A 17304-nucleotide genomic window follows, 5' to 3' on the forward strand; every position below is an offset into this window, starting at 1 on the left:
GTCGTTCCCCGACCTTATCTGTCCATCCATCTTTTAAATGCCGTTACCCGTTCACGACTCACTACGATCTCCTCTCTTCCTTCCCAGTTATATAAAATAATCTTCAGCCTCTTTGATGAATAAGCAATGACATCCTGAATAGCATAAAAATAAACAATAAAATTCCGGTTTACCCGAAAAAATAAATGGGAATCTATCATTTGCTCAATTTTATCAAGAGAATAATCAAGAGGATAATTTTTTCCCGTATCCGTAAAAATAAATACATTTCTTTCTAAAATATAAAAAGCACATATTGCAGTGGTCGCGACAGACTTGTAATGTTCTCCGATCTTAATCAGGAACCGTTCTTTTACTATCGGCTGAAATTGTCTGATGATTGTTTTCAGCCCAGCATAATCTATTTTTTGAGCATGAAAGAGATAAAACTTATCCATTGCTTTTCTCAATTCCTCCCCCGAAACCGGTTTTAAAAGATAATCTACACTGTTCACCTTAAAAGCTTTCAAAGTATATTCGTCATAAGCCGTCGTGAAAATTACAGGAATTTGAATTTCACAATTTTCAAAAATTTCAAAACTTATCCCATCTTCAAGTTGAATATCCATAAATATTAAATCCGGGTTGGGATTCCGGTGAAACCAAACCGTCGTCTCTTCTACCGACGCCAAAACAGCTATAACCTGAATATGCGGATCCACTTCCTTCAGTAAGCGGATCAGTTTTTGAGCGGCAGATCGTTCGTCTTCTACAATTAGTACCTTCATGAGCAAGTCCGAATAATAGGTAATTGAATTAAAAACTGATTATTGGCCTGATCGATAAACAAATTTTCTCCCATAATCAGTTTGACCCTTTCTTTTAAATTAGCCAACCCTGTTCCTCGGGCATCTTTTAATATATTCTTTTTCTGTATTCTGTTAGAAACAATTATATATTTACCCTCAACCGTACAAATTTTTATTTTCAACGGATTTTCCTCTGAGGCAACATTGTGTTTTAATGCATTTTCTACAAGAATTTGTAAAGATATAGGGATTACTTTAAATTTATCTGCATTTTCACACGCTATTTCCAATTCTATTTTATTGCCAAGTCTTTCCTGTTGCAAACTAAAATATTGCTTCACGAAATCAATCTCTTCGCTCAAAGAAATCAAATCAGTCTCCTCATTATCCAAAATATACCGGTATATCCCTGCCAATTTTTGAATATAATGGTCCGCTTTTTTCACATCTTCGTAGATGACTTCCGACAATGTATTTAAACTATTGAACAGGAAATGCGGGTTGACCTGAGTTTTAAGGGTTCTGTATTTATATTTTAACTTCTCTTCCTGTAAGCGTTGTTCTCTTTCTATAGCCTGCCGCCAGGTCGTATAAAAAAATACGATAGAAGCAAAAAATAAACCGATGGCTAAAGGGACATAAGTATTCGGAATATCACGTTGAAACAAGATTTTCAAATAGTTATCTATCCTCCACCCCTCTGTCAAATACAGGATATAGACCCCTAAACTATAGAGTAGCAAAGATAAAAAGACAGTGACGACTAAAAAGAAAACAAACGAAGGAAGCATTTGTTTTTTTAACTGCCGCACAGATTTATGTGCATTATCCACCAAGATTTTATGAAAGAGAATAACAACACACAGGACCGTCAGAAAATTCGTTGCCGTAAAAATCCAGACAGAAGTACTCAGAAGAGCTCCCCCCTGTCCCATCCGGATAGAAAGAGTAAATGCAAGGCTGAAAAGGAAGGCCCCACCAAAAACTTTTAGTTTTTTACGATTTTTCATTGATATAAATTTACGACAAAAAATTTCATGTATTTACACTTGTAGCATATTTTTGAAACCCATAATCCCCATAGTAATAATCAATATAACCCCCATAACGGAAATCCAGGCCATATATTTCTTTTCCCACCTATACCAAAATGCCAATATTCCCGTAAACAAAAAGATATATAAAAGTGTTTCCGGCATACCTAATAAGTGATAGTAGACAGGTAAAACTGTATAAATAAACCCATCAAAAGAACCCGGAGTAGGACCGATTGTAGAAACAGAACAAAAACCAAATATAAGCCACATCAGCTTTATATATCCGTACTTTGTAAAAATAAAACTCCGGATCGGTAACAACACCAAAGCAATGATTACTCCTCTGAAAATTTGCAATGCAGGTCCTATACCCACCCAAGGGGAACTAAGAGGACGCATGAATAACGAAAGCGCCTCAGAAGAATAATGAACTTTGTAATTCATAAAAACGAGAGCAAACACACCTGCAATAAAGTAAGCAATCACATGGGCCGAACTGACTCTCCATATAAAAGTCCCTCTTCCTTTGTCTTTTTGATTCATAGTTTTTTAATTTAAATGAATAACACCCAAAGGAACAGAATAAAAATAACTCTTCTAAATCAGAATTGCAGAACCGTACTTTTACACGACTGAAAGGGTCTTCTCAACAGACAAACGGTAATTTTCTCTTCCCTCCCTTTTTCTTTTCTGACTGTTTTCTCACCCCTTCTTTGCCGGCAAATTTATCTTTTTACCACATTGATCAAAGCATTTACGACACAGAAAAGGATATAAAGAGGAATAATAAAGAGAATGACAGATAAGCCGCCGATCAGAGCGATTCCAATTAAAGTCAGGAAATAAAGATACTGGATTTTGTTTTCTTTCCATCCCCAACCGGAAATCTTCAATGAAAACATCGGTAATTCACTAATTAATAATAAGGACAAAATAATTATACAAGCGACGAGTACCCATGCGTTTCCGAAAAATGCAGCATAAATTTCCGGTAAATAACGGGCTGCAAAAATCAACGCTACCCAAAACAAAGCATGGGCCGGAACAGGCATTCCAATAAAAGAATGGCTCTGCCGGACATCTAAATTAAACTTAGCTAAACGAAAGGCAGAAAAAAAAGGAATAAGTACAGGAGAAAAAAGCAGGAACTGCTGTCCTATCCCGACATCTAAAATATTTCCTTCCCCACCCATAAAGACAATATCTCGTAAAAGCAAATGCGCTAAAAAAGCAGGAGCTACTCCAAAGCTGATAATATCCGCTAAAGAATCCAATTCTTTACCCATTTCCGATTTCACATGCAACAAACGAGCTGTCAGCCCATCAAAAAAATCAAAAAACATTCCTAACAAAATAAAAACAGCAGCTAGTTCAGCATAGCCGTACATTGCTATAAACAGGGCTACGCTACCGGATAGAGCATTCAAACCGGTAATCAGATTGGGAATATGTTTTTTCATTTTCTTTGCATCTAGTATTTTTCTGTTCTAATTCTTCACTCCTATGCTACGACTCCGCCCGGGCGGCAAGTAAATCAATCTTCTTTTGTTTTCTACGTAAAAACTATTTCTAACACTTATAGAAAGTAACTTTTTTTACTCATTTTCCGGCATATTTTTATTCCTCCTGTTTCAGGTCCCCCTGCTCATTCTTCTGCATCTTACTTTTCAAACGTGATTTTCTCTTCTTCAAGGTATCGGGCGTAATAAATAAAACTTTAGCAATCGCTTTATTACTCACACCCGATTTCATTAAAATCAATAACAAAATTTCTTGGGTAGAAATATCCGAACGATTATTCAATAAGTTATCAATATACTCTTTTTTATCTTTCCGCAGAACATCCAATAAATTTTGGAAGTAAGCTTCTCTATTTTTCTTGTTTAATTCCTGATAATTCTGATAAAAAACAGGCATTCGGTTGGCTACATCCGATTCTTTTATCAAAGTATCCAACTGCTCCATATATGCTGCATTGGCCAGTTTTATCAAATCTTCTGCCGTCAAACGTAAAAAAGGTACAAAACTTTCAACGGCAACGGTTTTTTCCGGTACCGAAGGCGCATGTACTCTCCGATATAACCACCACCCAACGATTAAAGCAGTCAGAACAATTACCCCTATAATAATAAACTGAAATAACATAACCGCTTTCCTGTGATACAATTAATATTTTCTTATTGCTTTGATGTTGTTTGTTATTTCAATTCTACACAATACAATGTATATCTCCCTATTTGACAACCTTACAAATATATAAAATTAGTTTCAATTCTATACAGTTAATCAATATCTGTAAAAGCATAGAGCTAAATTTTCCTATCGAAATATTTCCCTCCCACCGGATACAATGCCTATCCATTTAACCAGAGGGACGGACCTTTTTTGCTATTTTATAGATTCATTCATCCCACTCCTGAATTAAAAGTTTCGGGATCAAACCGCCAATAAAATAAGAACTAAATACCTTATGAAATAAACCGCCCGGTCTTTATTTAAATCCAAGTTTATTTTGCTTTTCTCTTTTTTCTTAGGTATTCCTCTGCCTTATTTCGGGAAAGTGTGTTGGAGTGGCAACGAGCGAAGGGAAGAAGAGGATTTAGCGGGCATCGGAGGCCGTTGGTGTTTTTCAATCATAGCAGGAACGTACGTCTCTCTGTGCGAAGACGAAGTGTGAAAAAATACCCTTTGTCTACCGACCTTAGCCAAGCTTTGCCCGGCTAAAAGGAAAAAGTTTTGGTATTTTAACAAAGCCTGAGCTGACAGAAAAGCGAGAGGAACGTCCGACTGAAAAACACAAACGACCGGAGAAAAGAGAATAAATTAAACCTATTGCTTTAGAAACAATACTTTCCGCCATCCCCAAGTGTTACTATTTTATTCTTACGGCTTCTAAGGTGATTATAAATTCCGTACCTACGTCCAGACTTTTGAATTCAATCGTCCCCTCCATACTTTCCATAATTCGCCGGGAAATCGCCAATCCCAATCCCATTCCACTGGTTTTTGTCGTAAAGTTCGGTTCAAAGATCTTATTTTTTAATTCGGCCGGGATACCGCAACCATTGTCTTTTACACGGATGATCACCTTGCTTTCTACCCGGGAAACACTTACTTCAACTTTCCCCTCTCTCTCTTCCGGAATACTCTGCACAGCATTTTTCAATACATTAATGACTACCCGATAGACTTGTTCTTTATCCGCCCATACTTTTATATCGGGTTCTATAGTATAGATTAAGCGGTCTACATTTTTTTCAAACAACACTACTGCATTACTTACCATTTCACTGATATCAAACACCTCCTTCTGAGATACAGGCATTTTTGCAAAATCCGAAAAGGCAGATGCAATCGAAGCCATATTATCGATCTGCTCTATCAATACAGTCGAAATATCTTTAAATCGTTGTTTAAACTCCTGCGGATCCTCCACTTGTAAAGAACGTTGCATAAACTGAATATTCAACTTCATCGGAGTGAGAGGATTTTTAATTTCGTGGGCAATCTGCCGGGCCATCTCACGCCAGGCACTCTCTCTTTCAGACCTCGCTAACTGATTTATATTTTCTTCCAGCTTTTCTACCATATTGTTGTATTCTCTTACAAGCCTTCCGACCTCATCCTGTTGGTCGTAATCAATCTTTTCATTTTTCCCTCCGACACGCATTTGTTTCAGCTTATCGTTTACCAACTGCAAAGGTTTCGTCACTCTCTCCGCAACAATTCCCGAAAGAATAAAAGCCAATACCATCACAACAATGGCTATATTGATGGCAATGATTACCATAATCACAATATCCGTATTTAACTCATCATTTTGAGTAAAATAAGGTACATTGATAATATACGACTTCCCGTTCTCTAAAACCAACGGCATATAAGCAGACATATAATCCAACTCTCCTATATGTCCTTTATTCACATAACTCATGGCTCCCTGTCCCGCAATTCGTTCCAAAGCTTTGGCATTCACCAGATAGCCATTAAAACCAGTGCTGAAAATTTCAGGACGGGAAGTAGCCACTAACATCCCCTGCTGAGAATATATGTTTATATCAATCTTGAGTACTTCTGACAATTCCACCAATACATTCAAAATGTCCGGACACTCCAGGTATTCAACACAATCCAAACGCTCCAGCTCTTTATTGATGAATTTCAAAAATTCCATGGCCTTAGCATTGTGTCGTTTTTCAAAACTTTTTGTATTCAAAGTAATCGATAAAGCCGTCAAAATCACGAACAAACTGAATATTAAAGATACGATGCTATTTTTGATTTTAGCTTTTAATGTGCCCCGTCTGAAATTTATCGTGTAATTCCGACTGAAAAACAAACCATAGGAAGAAAGAAGGATACAAATAAAAAAAGCGTATAATACATTGACATAATACAACGAAAATATACTATCAGAAAGACTCATTACTAATGTAGAATCTTCATCTACAGGGATAAGCATATGAGAATAATCGTCTTTTTCAATAATATCGATGTTTCCATTGTATTTCCCGAAAAAGTCTAAAGATTTATAATAATTAAAGTCCCCCGAAGAATAAATCAATTGGCCGTTTCTATATTTAGCATAAGAATAAGGATAAATTATATTTTCGCCTTCAATCGATTTGCGGGATAAAATCTGGGGATAACCTGCTCCCTCACTATCTTTTGTTGAATCAAACCGCAAATATAAAACTACATCCCCAAATTCAAAACGACCGATATAAGATACAAAACCGTCAAATTCCGTGATAGCATAAAAATCCGAATGCTCGATTTGAATGCAATGGTTTCCAATCAACTCATTGAAATACTCCTGACAACCGTATAAGACATTATCCGGTTCTACCCATAAACTATCGTTCCCCCGGCATAAAGTAATTTCTGAAACATAATTATAACCTTTTAGGTCCAATAAATCGTCAGTCAAGCACATTTTTAAAAATTCCTCATTATAATTGGCAACAAAATCTGCAATTATTTCTGAATCATTTATTTGCGCACTAATCTCAATTAATTTGTTTTCAAAATTATAATCCCTTTCTTCAATCAATTCCGTCGCATAACCCGCTCTTTGTGTCAACTCTCTATATTGCTCATATTTTTTAGCTACTAATACCAGATAGATAGACAGCAAGGCCATAATCAACATATAAACACTCCGCTGCACATCCCGTTTCACCCAATACCGATTCAATATAAGCAAAATGTATAAAAACAACACAAACACACAGCCCCACCCATTCATGTCAGCATCTAAGACAAAACAACACAAAGCTAAGAATCCCAAAATAAACACGCTTATATACAAAACAACTCTTATCGGGAGCAGAACTTTTACAATACCGACAGCCCCGTCGACAATAATAATCAGCCCCAAGCCCCCCATAATAATAGACACAAAAGCCAATATAGAAGTAAGTCCTACATTCACCACCCGGGCAATATTCATATGTACATCTGTCGACTCTATCAAAGAACCAATAGAATAGTTCAAAAAAGAAACATATAAAAAAGTAAAAAGCAAAAAGCCACATAGAATTACATAGCGGAAACGCTTTAATTTTGCACTCTGATAATTGATTTTTAAATTGGCAAAAGTGATATATAAAACCTGAACAATAGAAAAAGCTGACAGCATCAAATCTCCAATAGAAAAAACCAATCCTCCCTGCACAATACTTTTATCAAAAATAGGTAACCGATAAATAGAAGCCGGGACCTCATTCATCAGCATAACGTACCGTAATCCCCACAAAAAAAGAACAAAACCTACAATATACAGCAATTGAATCCGCAAAGAAGCGGCAGCAGATAATAGCTGGTCATAAATATAAAAAAGACTCAAAAAAACCAAAAAATAGCAGAATACAAAAACATAATTTACAGAACGGTCTTTAAAATCTTCATTATGTTCGATATAAAAAAGTTTTTCTCCTTCTTTATTGACAATGACCGGTTCATCGTCAGCAGCAAAACGCTTTACACTAATATTATCAGCATTCTCCCGACCTACTCCTAAAAACTGACCAAATTGGTTTTTTACATATTTATTTTTATAAGGATAACTATCTTTAATATGCAAAAGTGCAAAATACTCCGTATCCTCATAAGCCTTTTTTCTTACCTCATAAAAAGCATTGTTGATTTTTAAAAATTTTTCATTCGTAGTCAACTCCTCATACAAACCGTCCATCCCTACAATCTCATTTGTCCAGAAAAAAATTTTCTTATTTTTGAATCCTACAAATATTAAATCTTCATCCCAGTCGTACCCGTTAATATCTACTGTATCTTTAAACTGCAAAAGCATTTCATCCGCTTCTATCTCTTTTTGGTGCAAGCGTTTCTCAAAATGTCCCGCCCAACTATCCAGCTGCTGACGATCAAAGATATATTCCCACGAGACCACTCCCAGCAGAAGAAAAATCCCGGCAGTAAAAACGAATAATGCTCTTTTCATTTATTTTTTACTTACAATTTTGCTCTTCTTCAAAGATGATGATAGGGTTCGCCTTTCCAGATGGTCATTGCCCGATACAATTGTTCTATAAATATCATTCTTACCATCTGATGTGAAAATGTCATTTTAGACAAAGAGATTTTATCATTTCCCCTTTCGTAGACCTTTCCCGTAAATCCATAAGGTCCTCCTATAATAAAAACCATCCGTTTTATCCCCAACTGCATTTTCTGTGCCACATAAGTGGAAAATTCTACTGAATTCAATTGTTTTCCTTTTTCATCCAATAAGACAACAAAATCCCCCGTCTGCAATTGCTCCAACAATAATTCCCCCTCTTTTTCTTTCTGTACCTCCTCGCTCATATGTTTGCTGTTTTTCACATCCGACAGCACTTTCATTTCATAATTTACATACTTTCCCATCCGTTTCTCATATTCCTCTATGCCCGCTCTTATATAAGCCGCATCCGTCTTACCGATTACCAATAAACAAATCTTCATTCTTATTCCGTTAATCCCTATTCAACATTCCTCCTGCCTGAAACCTATTCATTTTCTATTCATTGCGAACGAAAGTAACATTTTTTTCTTACATCCTTTGCAAAAAACCGGATTTTATCCCTATATTTGCACCCGTTAAAGAGTGAAATCCTTAACACACGCGAGTGTAGGTCCCATAGCTCAGTTGGTTAGAGCACCTGACTCATAATCAGGGCGTCCTTGGTTCAAGCCCAAGTGGGACCACGATTCCAAAACCCAACTATCTGTAAATAAGATAGTTGGGTTTTATAGTTTAACAAATTGCAAAACATTTGCAAAACGTAAAGTAAAAAATAAGCGGCTCTAACCAGCCGCTTATACACACAATCAAGGTAAATGATTAGTTTTCGGAGAGCTGCTTTGTGGATTTTTTGTTTCCCTCCTCTTCTAACCTTTTTTTGCGCTTTTGGATGTGAGAGATTCCCAGCGTCAGGATGGTCAGAATGATGTCCCACAATGTCGTTTTCCAATTGGTTGCCATTGTTGCCTCCTTTCTTTATAAAAATTCAGTTATTTAATTTGTCAGTTTCCTGCTACTTCTCCGCTGAGTCCGGAAATAGAAGTGACAAAAAGCTGACGGTTGGATGCGTGACCGCTCCGGGTATTGATTGCATATACCTGAACTTGTATTTTGTCTCCCTGGGAAGGGGTGCCCATTTGAAAGTCTCCAGTTTATCTAAGAGGATAAGGATTACACAATCGTAAAAATCCACATGTCCTACATCGGGGACAACATACAATTCTTTCGGTTCGGCAGCAAACCAGTAGGCATCTTCCCTGAATTCGTACGAATGAGCATCTTCACCTGTAATAAAAAGCCTCAAACGTGATGTGATCGTTTCAATATCAGCAAACGGATAGAAGTCCATAAACTTTATACTTCTACTAAATGTAGGATACGTAGTATTTATCGGGTCCACACCTTTGGGCCTGACTCCTCCCCCAATCATACCTGTTCCTCTGAATCTAATGCCGGGGCATTTTGTAGTATAAGAAGAAAGCGGAAAGAAAAATATTTTCGATTCCCCTTTTATCGCTAAAAAGGGGAATTGGATACTCATATATCTGATAAGCTTCTCATTTATTTACGCAAAATAAGTAAGTTTAATTAGCAAGCACTCAACCTGTTCCTTACCGGATACGTTAAAATAATAGAGGAGAATAACACCCGTACAGCGATCGACAAATATGTCCAACAGTCAGGAATATGAAAATTCATTATTTAGATGACGATGAAATTGCCTTATTGAAGCAAGCAGGCAAAAAGTTAGCCGAGTATCAGCTGACTGTAGGGACAGCGGAAAGTTGTACCGGAGGACGTATTGCCAATATGCTTGCTTCAGAGCCTGAGAGTTCGGAACATTTTATCGGAGGGATCATCTCTTATTCCGAGGAAGTTAAAAAGAAGATATTGGGAGTCGAAAGCCAGGATTTGGAAAAATATGGAGTAGTCAGCCAACCTATCGCAGAGCAAATGGTCTATGGAGCCTGTCAAGTATTGAAGTGCCCCTGTTCCATTGCCACTACCGGGTATGCAGGTCCGGAGGGAGGTTCGGACGAGAATCCCGTTGGTACAATATGGATTGCCGTTAAGATGAAAGGGGAAATACATGCCAAACGTTTTCTGTTTAGCGGAGACCGTCAGGAAATAATACGGCAAGCCTCTAATCGGGCATTACAGATGTTTTTGAAAATATTAGATTAATTAATTCATTAAAAAGAGAAAACGATGGAAACAAAAAGTAAAAACCAAAAAGAAACTGCTCCCCAGATGGAGAATCGTAAATTCAGAGAATTCTTCGTAGACCAATTGAAGGATATCTATTGGGCAGAACAAGCTTTATACAAAGCATTACCTAAAATGATGAAAGCCGCAACAAGTAAAAAACTGGCAAGTGCTTTCGAAAAGCATACAAAGGAAACGGAAGGCCAAATCCGGATGCTGGAACAAGTATTTGAACTGATGGGAGAGAAAGCCAAAGCCAAAAAATGTGAAGCGATGGACGGTCTGATAAAAGAAGCAGAAGCGATAATCGAAGATACGGACAAAGACTCTTATACCCGTGATGCAGGTCTGGTGTTGGCAGGACAAAAAACCGAACACTATGAAATAGCTTCCTATGGAACTCTGGTAGAATTCGCCAAGCAGATGGGTGAGACAAAGGTTGCGGAATTGCTGCAGAAGATTCTGGACCAAGAGAAAAATACAGATATATCGCTTACAATGGTGGCAGAAGACCAGGTAAACGAGGAAGCAGTTAAGGAATAAAATCTACAGATGGATAGCAAGATCGTGATATATCAGTCGGTAAAGAAAGCCATCCTCATAACTTTCCTGAGCCCGATACTTGCTATTGCCGGCTGGTTATTCCTGCAATATACGGATAATACAACTGCAGGGTGGAGTTTTATTATCTTAGCAGGTTTGTGCCTGATATTCGGTATCGGTACTTGGTTTGACCGGAAACCTTATCTCATTCTAACAGAAAATGGGATCACAGAATTGTCCGTTATCCGGGAAGAAATAGAATGGAAAGCTATTCGTCAGGTTAGCGATTTCTATTACAGAGGACAATTCTTTGTTTGCCTTTTGATTGACAGAGATTATAAACCCACCTTGATTTATCCTACTTGGTTTCACCGCTTTGATAGGTGGTACGAATTACAAAATGTAAAAGCCATATACATACGAACCGGGATCCTGGAAATCAATTCTGCTCAATTGATCCGGATGATAAATAGCTTGAGAAAAGCTGATTTTATTACCAGGACAAAATTATTACAAACACCGTTTAAGGATTGGTAGAAACCCACAAGCTAAAGTTTATTCAGCATAGCTTCTCATCGAATTTTTTAAATCACGAGGGTAGGTGGCAGGCTTACGGACAAAAAGCAAGAAAAAAACGACAAATCATCAGAAATTTGACAATAAAATCTGCCCTTGTTGATTCTATTCTACTGTTTCTATCCAAAATGTTTATTTTTCAAACTGGACAATGAGATTAGGCCCGTTACAGGGAAGACGAAGGCTGAAGGTGTTTGTATAAATTTCAGGTAACTACTCTCTTTTCCTCTGTCGCTTGTTCCCACTTTTGCCATACAATGGCATCTTTCCCACCATCCTTTCTAACTTTTCTCTTGCCATTTTTCTAATCTACCCCCCAATAGGGAGAAACAACCGTTAAACAAAAATGAAAATTTCAAATTATTCCGTACCTATTACCGATTTATAGCTTCCTACCAAAAAGTCAATGAAAAAATAGAGTATTTTATTCCGAATCAAAAGATCGGATTCCCAAGGTCTCCGAAACTTATCTGAAAAATTTATTCATCCTTCTCTCAGCCGGATCTTTCCAGAGAATATGTTCCCCAATTATAACGCAAAACAAAAAGTCGTATATTTGTATGATAAACGGATCAGACTCCGGCACAAAAGCAAAATAAGAGCAGTGTCTATTGGGATACAAGGGACATATTTTTATCAATTAAAATCGGATATTATTATGAAACAAAAGCTACAATCTCCAGCTAAATGCCAACTCACCCCCGATGAAGAAAGGATAAAAAATACGGAAGAAAACATTATCCGTTATAAACAAAAGATCACTAAAAGACCCAATACTTATCTGCCGAAATTAGCAGAATCCTACTATTATTTGGCTTCCCTCTACTGGGAAAAAAGTGAAGAATACGATAAAATAGAAAAATTGCTTTTAAAAGCACTAGAATATTACGAAAACTACAGCGGCCGTAAACAAAATATACCGCTCGACAAAATCAGCGTACTGGGAAAATTATTGGAGCTTTATAATCGCACCAATCGCTTAGAGTGTTCCGAACAAATGTTATTCCGAATGTTGGAAATATACAAAATGCTAGCCCAAACGAATTGGCTGATTTTCAGTGAAGATGTATCCGTTATGGAGTGGAGACTGGGTAATTTGTACTTCGATATGAAACGCCCCGTCCAAGCAGAACAAATGTATTTGGCAGCACTTAAGACAAGAGCAGAATTCGACCGAGAGGACATCTATAGATATCGTTCCGGAACAGCCCAATTTCAAAGAAACCTGGGAGAACTTTACGAATCGCATTTACACGATTACTCTAAAGCTGAAAAGTGTTATCTGAAATCAGTCGAGATTTTACAAGAGTTGTGCGAAAATATATACGAACGGTGTAATTATATTCGTCCGTTGATATATTCATTTTATCTTTTAGCAGATTTATATAAAAACAAAGGCGAACAGGCCAAGGCAGACCAGTGCAACGCTAAAGCAGAAATACTAAAAAAAGAATTAGAATAATCGTTCAAAATATAAAAGGAGATAGAGCGAAATTTCTACTTTTCGCCCGGTCTCCTATCTCTTCTAAAGCACAAAAAGGGAGGGACTTTTTTTGTCTTTTTTAATTGTCACTCACATAAACCTCTACCATCCGAAGTTCAGTTTCCTTTTAGTTTAATCCCCTGTTCTTTAACAAAGGCTCTACTCCCGGTTCTGCTCCACGAAAATTGGTATACATTACCATGGCATCCTCTATCCCTCCCGGCGTAAGTACATATTTCCGGAATTTAGCTGCAGTTTCAGAGTCAAAAATATTCCCTGTTTCGATAAAAGCCTGATAAGCATCAGCATCGAGTACTTCTGCCCACATATAACTATAGTACCCTGCCGTATATCCTCCTCCCATTGTATGATTAAAATAGGTCGTCCGGTAACGGGGTGGGATCTGACTTAAAGCACCCAAACGTTTTATAACAGATTCCTCAAATTTTATGATATCAAAATCAGCCGGAATTTCTTTTATTACATGATAAGCCATATCCAACATAGAGGCCTGTATGCGCTCGGCCGTAGCAAATCCTTGTCCGTATTTCCCACTTTCTCTTAATTTCCCTATCAACTCTTTTGGCATTGTGTCTCCCGTTTGATAATGTTTCGCATATACATTCAAAACTTCCGGTTCAAATACCCAATGCTCCATAAGTTGAGAAGGTAATTCCACAAAATCGCGGGGCACTCCGGAAACGCCGGAATATCGGACGTCTTTAAACAGATTGTGCAGAGCATGTCCAAATTCGTGAAACAAAGTGGAAGCTTCATCAGGACTTAACAAAGCCGGCACATCTCCGGAAGGTTTGGTAAAATTACAAACAATCGTCACCACCGGGGCCACCCGGACAGAACCTTTATAAGTCTGGGAACGATAAGTACTACACCAAGCTCCTCCCCGCTTACCGGCACGCGGGAAATAATCCATATACAACACCCCCAAATGCGTTCCGTCGACCTCTTTACATTCAAAGGCAATCGCTTCTTCATGAGGTTTGGGGATATCTTTCAATTCAGTAAATGTAATACCGTAAAGCCGGTTTGCGACATAAAACATGCCTTCCCGAACATTCTCCAGCTTAAAATAAGGACGAAGCTGATTTTCATCAATATCGAATTTTGCCTTCATTACCTTTTCGTTGTAATAACGCCAATCCCAACTTTGCAACTTCCCTTTGATACCATCCTTTTTCATCGCAGCTTGTAAATCAGTCGCCTCTTCTTTTGCTTTACGCAACGCAGGCTTCCATATCTGATCCAACAATTGATAAACATTTGCCTCATTCCGAGCCATACGATCTTCCAAAACAAAAGCAGCATAATTATTATATCCCATTAATTGCGCTTTCTGCAAACGTAAAGCGACCAGCTTTTTCACCACTTCTTTGTTATCGGCTTCATTTTCATTATTCCCCCGGTTAAGATAAGCCTCAAGCATTTTCTCCCTCAGATCACGACGCTCGGAAAACTGCAGAAAAGGCATAATGCTCGGATTGTGTAAGGTAAACATCCATTTCCCTTCCTTTCCCGCCGCCTTTGCCGATTCTGCTGCTGTAGTAATCAATGATACCGGTAAACCTGCCAAATCCGCTTGCTTTTCCAGCACCAACTGAAAGGCATTGGTTTCTTTCAGCATATTTTGTCCGAAGGTAAGCTGCAACAAAGCAATCTCACTGTTTATAGCTCTTAATTTTTCTTGTTTTCCTGGAGCAAGATCCGCTCCACCCCGTACAAACTCCTTATAAGTTTCTTCCAATAAAGCCGTTTGCTCCTTATCTAAACGAAATTCTTTCTGTCGATTATATATTTCTTTAACTCTTGCAAACAAACGCGGATTCAACTTGATATCATCTCGGTGTTTGGATAATAAAGGAGCTAATTCTTTACTCAAAGCTTGCATCTCCTCTGAAGTATGAGCACTATTTAATCCATAAAACACAGAACTGACTTTTTTCAATAACTGACCACTCCGATCTAAGGCCACAATTGTATTTTCAAAATCAGGCATTGAACGCTGGTTCAAAATTGTTTCAATTTCTTGTTTCTGTTCTTCCATTCCTTTCAAAAAAGCCGGCTTATAATGCTCTATTTTGATTTTGTCAAAAGGAGGTACTCCAAAAGGTGTAGAATACTCTGTAAAAAAAGGATTTTCTGAAGAAGTTGCATCTTTTTCTGAACCATTACAAGCGTTTAACACTGCAATAAGTCCTGCCATAATAAATATTCTTTTCATATATTATAAAATTAAACCAATATTCACCGGGCTTAAAGATAATAAATCAAACCATATCAGATCCTAATCATTTGTTTTTTTAATTGGCTTTTTGTTATTTTGTTCCCCCAGAGGGACGGACCTTTTTGGGGCTTCTATGCATATCGGAATAATCTTTGTCCCCTCAGGAAGAGAAAAGTAAAATTATCATCAATTATTTATAGACATTAAGCTAATATGGGTATTTTCAAATCTCTTTTCGGTCAGACATCAGAACAGGCAGAAGAGAATAAAGACAAAGAAAAACAACGGAATTTCGATATTTTCAAGTATGATGGCTTGAAAGCGATGAAAATCGGTAAAATTGGTTATGCTGTTCGTTGTTTTAACGAAGCCCTCGCAATTGAAGAAGAATTTGAGACCCTGAATTATCTGGCCTTAGCCTATATACAGCAAGGCGATGTTTCTGAAGCGATCGAAGCATATAGCCGTATGACTCTTTTGGACTCTGAAGAGACAGACACATTTTTAAACCGAGCACAGTTATACTTACAGGAAAATCAAGCAGAAGCAGCAATTGCAGATTGTGAATATATACTCACTAAAAAGAGCACCGATTATAGAGCTCATTTCTTAATCGGACAGGCATATAAGATGCTAAATCGACCGGAAGCAGCTATCGATTCTCTCAGCAAAGCAATAGAAATTAAAAACGATATGGCAGATATATTTCTGTTACGTTCCGGACTTTTAACCGAGCTGAAACAATACGATCAAGCCTTGCAAGATGTAAATACAGCTATTCGCCTAGCGCCTGAAGAAGAAAATGCTTATATGCAAAGGGGAGCAATTTACGAAGCTTTGAAGGATACCCCATCCGCCCGACAAGATTATACGACAGTTGTAGAATTAAATCCTTTTCACGAGCAGGCCTATTTAGAAACAGGGCGTCTTTTATTGGAACAGCATTTGATAGAAGAAGCTATTCGTCACTTCGACGAAGCCATTGAAAATAAACCCGATTTCGGACGTGCTTACACCGCCAGAGGAAAGGCGAAAGAATTGAAAGGAGACACAATCGGTGCACTGGATGACTTAAAAAGGGGAGCAGAACTGACAGAAGAAATCGACGAAACTTCCAAACAGCCGGTCAACTTCAATGAGATGTATGCCAATCGCCCTTTATAAAATAGCATCTAAAGATAAAGCAAAACCTTACAAAAGGCCTAAAAATGTCCATAAAGTAAAGAAGAAAGGGATAAATAAATTTCTAAAATATATATTACCAGATCTTAACTCAGCAATATCAGGTTCATTTTAAGGGACGTTTAGCCAAAAAGGTCCGTCCCGGTGGGGCGTAATTCAGGAGCGTTTTTTGAAAGGGTCTATTCGGTCCAAATGGAATTCCAGCGCTTTGACGGAAATTAATAATTCTCTGATAGATAGTCCTAAAGAGATGACCAATAAAAATAGAGCTATACCAAAAATATATATGGCAGTTAGTTGCCATCCCAAATATATAAACAGCGTACAGATCACACAAAGGAGAAGGCTACTGACCCCAAATATTTGCATGGAACGAGTGATATACAACCGCTTTCGCAAATTCTCTATTTGTTTACGCGTAATCGGAGTAGGATTGGTCTCGTGTTCGACAGTTAAGTTACGGATTACGGTAGCATAAGCCAGGAATCGATTCGTATAGGCCAGCATAATTAAAGAAATCGCCGAAAATAATATCGAAGGGGTCGTTAAATCTAGTTCTTCCATTTTCTCTCTTTTTTCTTTCATACGTGTGTGCTAAAAAGCTGTTTTAATTTTTTCGATCTTAATTTATATACAACGTAGAAATCCCTGGCTTTTCTGTATCATACAGAAATCTGGAGGAGACGTCTACGTTGTACAACAATTAAATCACTCGGCTGTTA

The 17304-nt window shown here is 37.6% G+C and carries 15 protein-coding genes, 1 tRNA gene and 1 pseudogene; 6 read left to right on the forward strand and 11 right to left on the reverse strand.

From position 1 onward, the window contains the following. Window positions 1-14 precede the first annotated feature (14 nt). The 8 genes from HMPREF9449_RS10435 to rlmH all read right to left on the reverse strand — a co-directional run bounded on the left by HMPREF9449_RS10435 (window position 15) and on the right by rlmH (window position 8791). Entirely contained in the window at window positions 15-767 is a 753-nt protein-coding gene (locus HMPREF9449_RS10435; protein ID WP_009137222.1) for a LytR/AlgR family response regulator transcription factor, read from the reverse strand. Continuing rightward, a complete protein-coding gene (locus tag HMPREF9449_RS15935) occupies window positions 764-1798 on the reverse strand; it encodes a sensor histidine kinase (RefSeq protein WP_009137223.1) in 1035 nt (344 codons plus the stop codon). The genes HMPREF9449_RS10435 and HMPREF9449_RS15935 overlap by 4 nt, the downstream gene beginning before the upstream one ends. Window positions 1799-1831: 33 nt before the next feature. Further along, on the reverse strand, window positions 1832-2368 hold the full coding sequence (locus tag HMPREF9449_RS10445) for a hypothetical protein (RefSeq protein ID WP_009137224.1): 537 nt from the start codon (window positions 2366-2368) through the stop codon (window positions 1832-1834). Between the two features lie 182 nt (window positions 2369-2550). Continuing rightward, the gene (locus HMPREF9449_RS10450) at window positions 2551-3285 is read right to left on the reverse strand and encodes a CDP-alcohol phosphatidyltransferase family protein (RefSeq protein ID WP_009137225.1); all 735 of its coding nucleotides are present in this window, start codon (window positions 3283-3285) and stop codon (window positions 2551-2553) included. Between the two features lie 157 nt (window positions 3286-3442). After that, on the reverse strand, window positions 3443-3970 hold the full coding sequence (locus tag HMPREF9449_RS10455; RefSeq protein WP_009137226.1) for a LuxR C-terminal-related transcriptional regulator: 528 nt from the start codon (window positions 3968-3970) through the stop codon (window positions 3443-3445). Between the two features lie 556 nt (window positions 3971-4526). Beyond that, window positions 4527-4685, reverse strand: coding sequence for a hypothetical protein (locus tag HMPREF9449_RS16860; protein WP_222704617.1), 159 nt, complete (start codon window positions 4683-4685; stop codon window positions 4527-4529). Between the two features lie 12 nt (window positions 4686-4697). Continuing rightward, on the reverse strand, window positions 4698-8288 hold the full coding sequence (locus tag HMPREF9449_RS10460) for a sensor histidine kinase (RefSeq protein WP_009137227.1): 3591 nt from the start codon (window positions 8286-8288) through the stop codon (window positions 4698-4700). A gap of 29 nt (window positions 8289-8317) precedes the next feature. Continuing rightward, entirely contained in the window at window positions 8318-8791 is a 474-nt protein-coding gene (rlmH, locus tag HMPREF9449_RS10465) for a 23S rRNA (pseudouridine(1915)-N(3))-methyltransferase RlmH (protein ID WP_009137228.1), read from the reverse strand. A 169-nt stretch (window positions 8792-8960) separates the two neighbouring features. Between rlmH and HMPREF9449_RS10470 the strand changes: the two genes are divergently transcribed. Next, a tRNA-Ile gene (locus HMPREF9449_RS10470) sits at window positions 8961-9034 on the forward strand. A gap of 455 nt (window positions 9035-9489) precedes the next feature. On the opposite strand, the pseudogene HMPREF9449_RS16865 reads toward HMPREF9449_RS10470, so the two are convergent. Beyond that, window positions 9490-9771: pseudogene (locus tag HMPREF9449_RS16865) on the reverse strand (hypothetical protein); the annotation flags it as partial. 266 nt (window positions 9772-10037) lie between these two features. Here HMPREF9449_RS16865 and HMPREF9449_RS10480 point away from each other — a divergent pair. The 4 genes from HMPREF9449_RS10480 to HMPREF9449_RS10495 all read left to right on the forward strand — a co-directional run bounded on the left by HMPREF9449_RS10480 (window position 10038) and on the right by HMPREF9449_RS10495 (window position 13137). Next, entirely contained in the window at window positions 10038-10535 is a 498-nt protein-coding gene (locus HMPREF9449_RS10480; protein WP_009137231.1) for a CinA family protein, read from the forward strand. 24 nt (window positions 10536-10559) lie between these two features. Next, the gene (locus HMPREF9449_RS10485; RefSeq protein WP_009137232.1) at window positions 10560-11099 is read left to right on the forward strand and encodes a YciE/YciF ferroxidase family protein; all 540 of its coding nucleotides are present in this window, start codon (window positions 10560-10562) and stop codon (window positions 11097-11099) included. Between the two features lie 9 nt (window positions 11100-11108). Further along, on the forward strand, window positions 11109-11636 hold the full coding sequence (locus HMPREF9449_RS10490; protein WP_009137233.1) for an STM3941 family protein: 528 nt from the start codon (window positions 11109-11111) through the stop codon (window positions 11634-11636). Between the two features lie 697 nt (window positions 11637-12333). Next, window positions 12334-13137, forward strand: coding sequence for a tetratricopeptide repeat protein (locus tag HMPREF9449_RS10495; RefSeq protein ID WP_009137234.1), 804 nt, complete (start codon window positions 12334-12336; stop codon window positions 13135-13137). A 148-nt stretch (window positions 13138-13285) separates the two neighbouring features. On the opposite strand, the gene HMPREF9449_RS10500 is transcribed toward HMPREF9449_RS10495, so the two are convergent. Beyond that, window positions 13286-15397, reverse strand: a complete 2112-nt coding sequence (locus tag HMPREF9449_RS10500; RefSeq protein WP_009137235.1) for a M3 family metallopeptidase — start codon at window positions 15395-15397, stop codon at window positions 13286-13288. Window positions 15398-15613: 216 nt separating this feature from the next. Here HMPREF9449_RS10500 and HMPREF9449_RS10505 point away from each other — a divergent pair, with 216 nt between their 5' ends. Continuing rightward, on the forward strand, window positions 15614-16564 hold the full coding sequence (locus HMPREF9449_RS10505; RefSeq protein ID WP_009137236.1) for a tetratricopeptide repeat protein: 951 nt from the start codon (window positions 15614-15616) through the stop codon (window positions 16562-16564). Window positions 16565-16738: 174 nt separating this feature from the next. Here HMPREF9449_RS10505 and HMPREF9449_RS10510 read toward each other — a convergent pair whose 3' ends face one another. Next, window positions 16739-17146, reverse strand: a complete 408-nt coding sequence (locus HMPREF9449_RS10510; RefSeq protein WP_009137237.1) for a DUF2721 domain-containing protein — start codon at window positions 17144-17146, stop codon at window positions 16739-16741. Window positions 17147-17304: the final 158 nt, after the last annotated feature.

Source organism: Odoribacter laneus YIT 12061, from assembly GCF_000243215.1.
Classification (GTDB): Bacteria; Bacteroidota; Bacteroidia; order Bacteroidales; family Marinifilaceae; genus Culturomica; species Culturomica lanea.

Coding starts and splice junctions, on each gene's coding strand:
- HMPREF9449_RS10490 (WP_009137233.1), top strand. CDS start 11,109: ATGGATAGCAAGATCGTGATATATCAGTCGGTAAAGAAAGCCATCCTC.
- HMPREF9449_RS15935 (WP_009137223.1), bottom strand. CDS start 1,798: ATGAAAAATCGTAAAAAACTAAAAGTTTTTGGTGGGGCCTTCCTTTTC.
- rlmH (WP_009137228.1), bottom strand. CDS start 8,791: ATGAAGATTTGTTTATTGGTAATCGGTAAGACGGATGCGGCTTATATA.
- HMPREF9449_RS10480 (WP_009137231.1), top strand. CDS start 10,038: ATGAAAATTCATTATTTAGATGACGATGAAATTGCCTTATTGAAGCAA.
- HMPREF9449_RS10505 (WP_009137236.1), top strand. CDS start 15,614: ATGGGTATTTTCAAATCTCTTTTCGGTCAGACATCAGAACAGGCAGAA.
- HMPREF9449_RS16860 (WP_222704617.1), bottom strand. CDS start 4,685: ATGGCGGAAAGTATTGTTTCTAAAGCAATAGGTTTAATTTATTCTCTT.
- HMPREF9449_RS10495 (WP_009137234.1), top strand. CDS start 12,334: ATGAAACAAAAGCTACAATCTCCAGCTAAATGCCAACTCACCCCCGAT.
- HMPREF9449_RS10435 (WP_009137222.1), bottom strand. CDS start 767: ATGAAGGTACTAATTGTAGAAGACGAACGATCTGCCGCTCAAAAACTG.
- HMPREF9449_RS10455 (WP_009137226.1), bottom strand. CDS start 3,970: ATGTTATTTCAGTTTATTATTATAGGGGTAATTGTTCTGACTGCTTTA.
- HMPREF9449_RS10510 (WP_009137237.1), bottom strand. CDS start 17,146: ATGGAAGAACTAGATTTAACGACCCCTTCGATATTATTTTCGGCGATT.
- HMPREF9449_RS10485 (WP_009137232.1), top strand. CDS start 10,560: ATGGAAACAAAAAGTAAAAACCAAAAAGAAACTGCTCCCCAGATGGAG.
- HMPREF9449_RS10500 (WP_009137235.1), bottom strand. CDS start 15,397: ATGAAAAGAATATTTATTATGGCAGGACTTATTGCAGTGTTAAACGCT.
- HMPREF9449_RS10445 (WP_009137224.1), bottom strand. CDS start 2,368: ATGAATCAAAAAGACAAAGGAAGAGGGACTTTTATATGGAGAGTCAGT.
- HMPREF9449_RS10460 (WP_009137227.1), bottom strand. CDS start 8,288: ATGAAAAGAGCATTATTCGTTTTTACTGCCGGGATTTTTCTTCTGCTG.
- HMPREF9449_RS10450 (WP_009137225.1), bottom strand. CDS start 3,285: ATGAAAAAACATATTCCCAATCTGATTACCGGTTTGAATGCTCTATCC.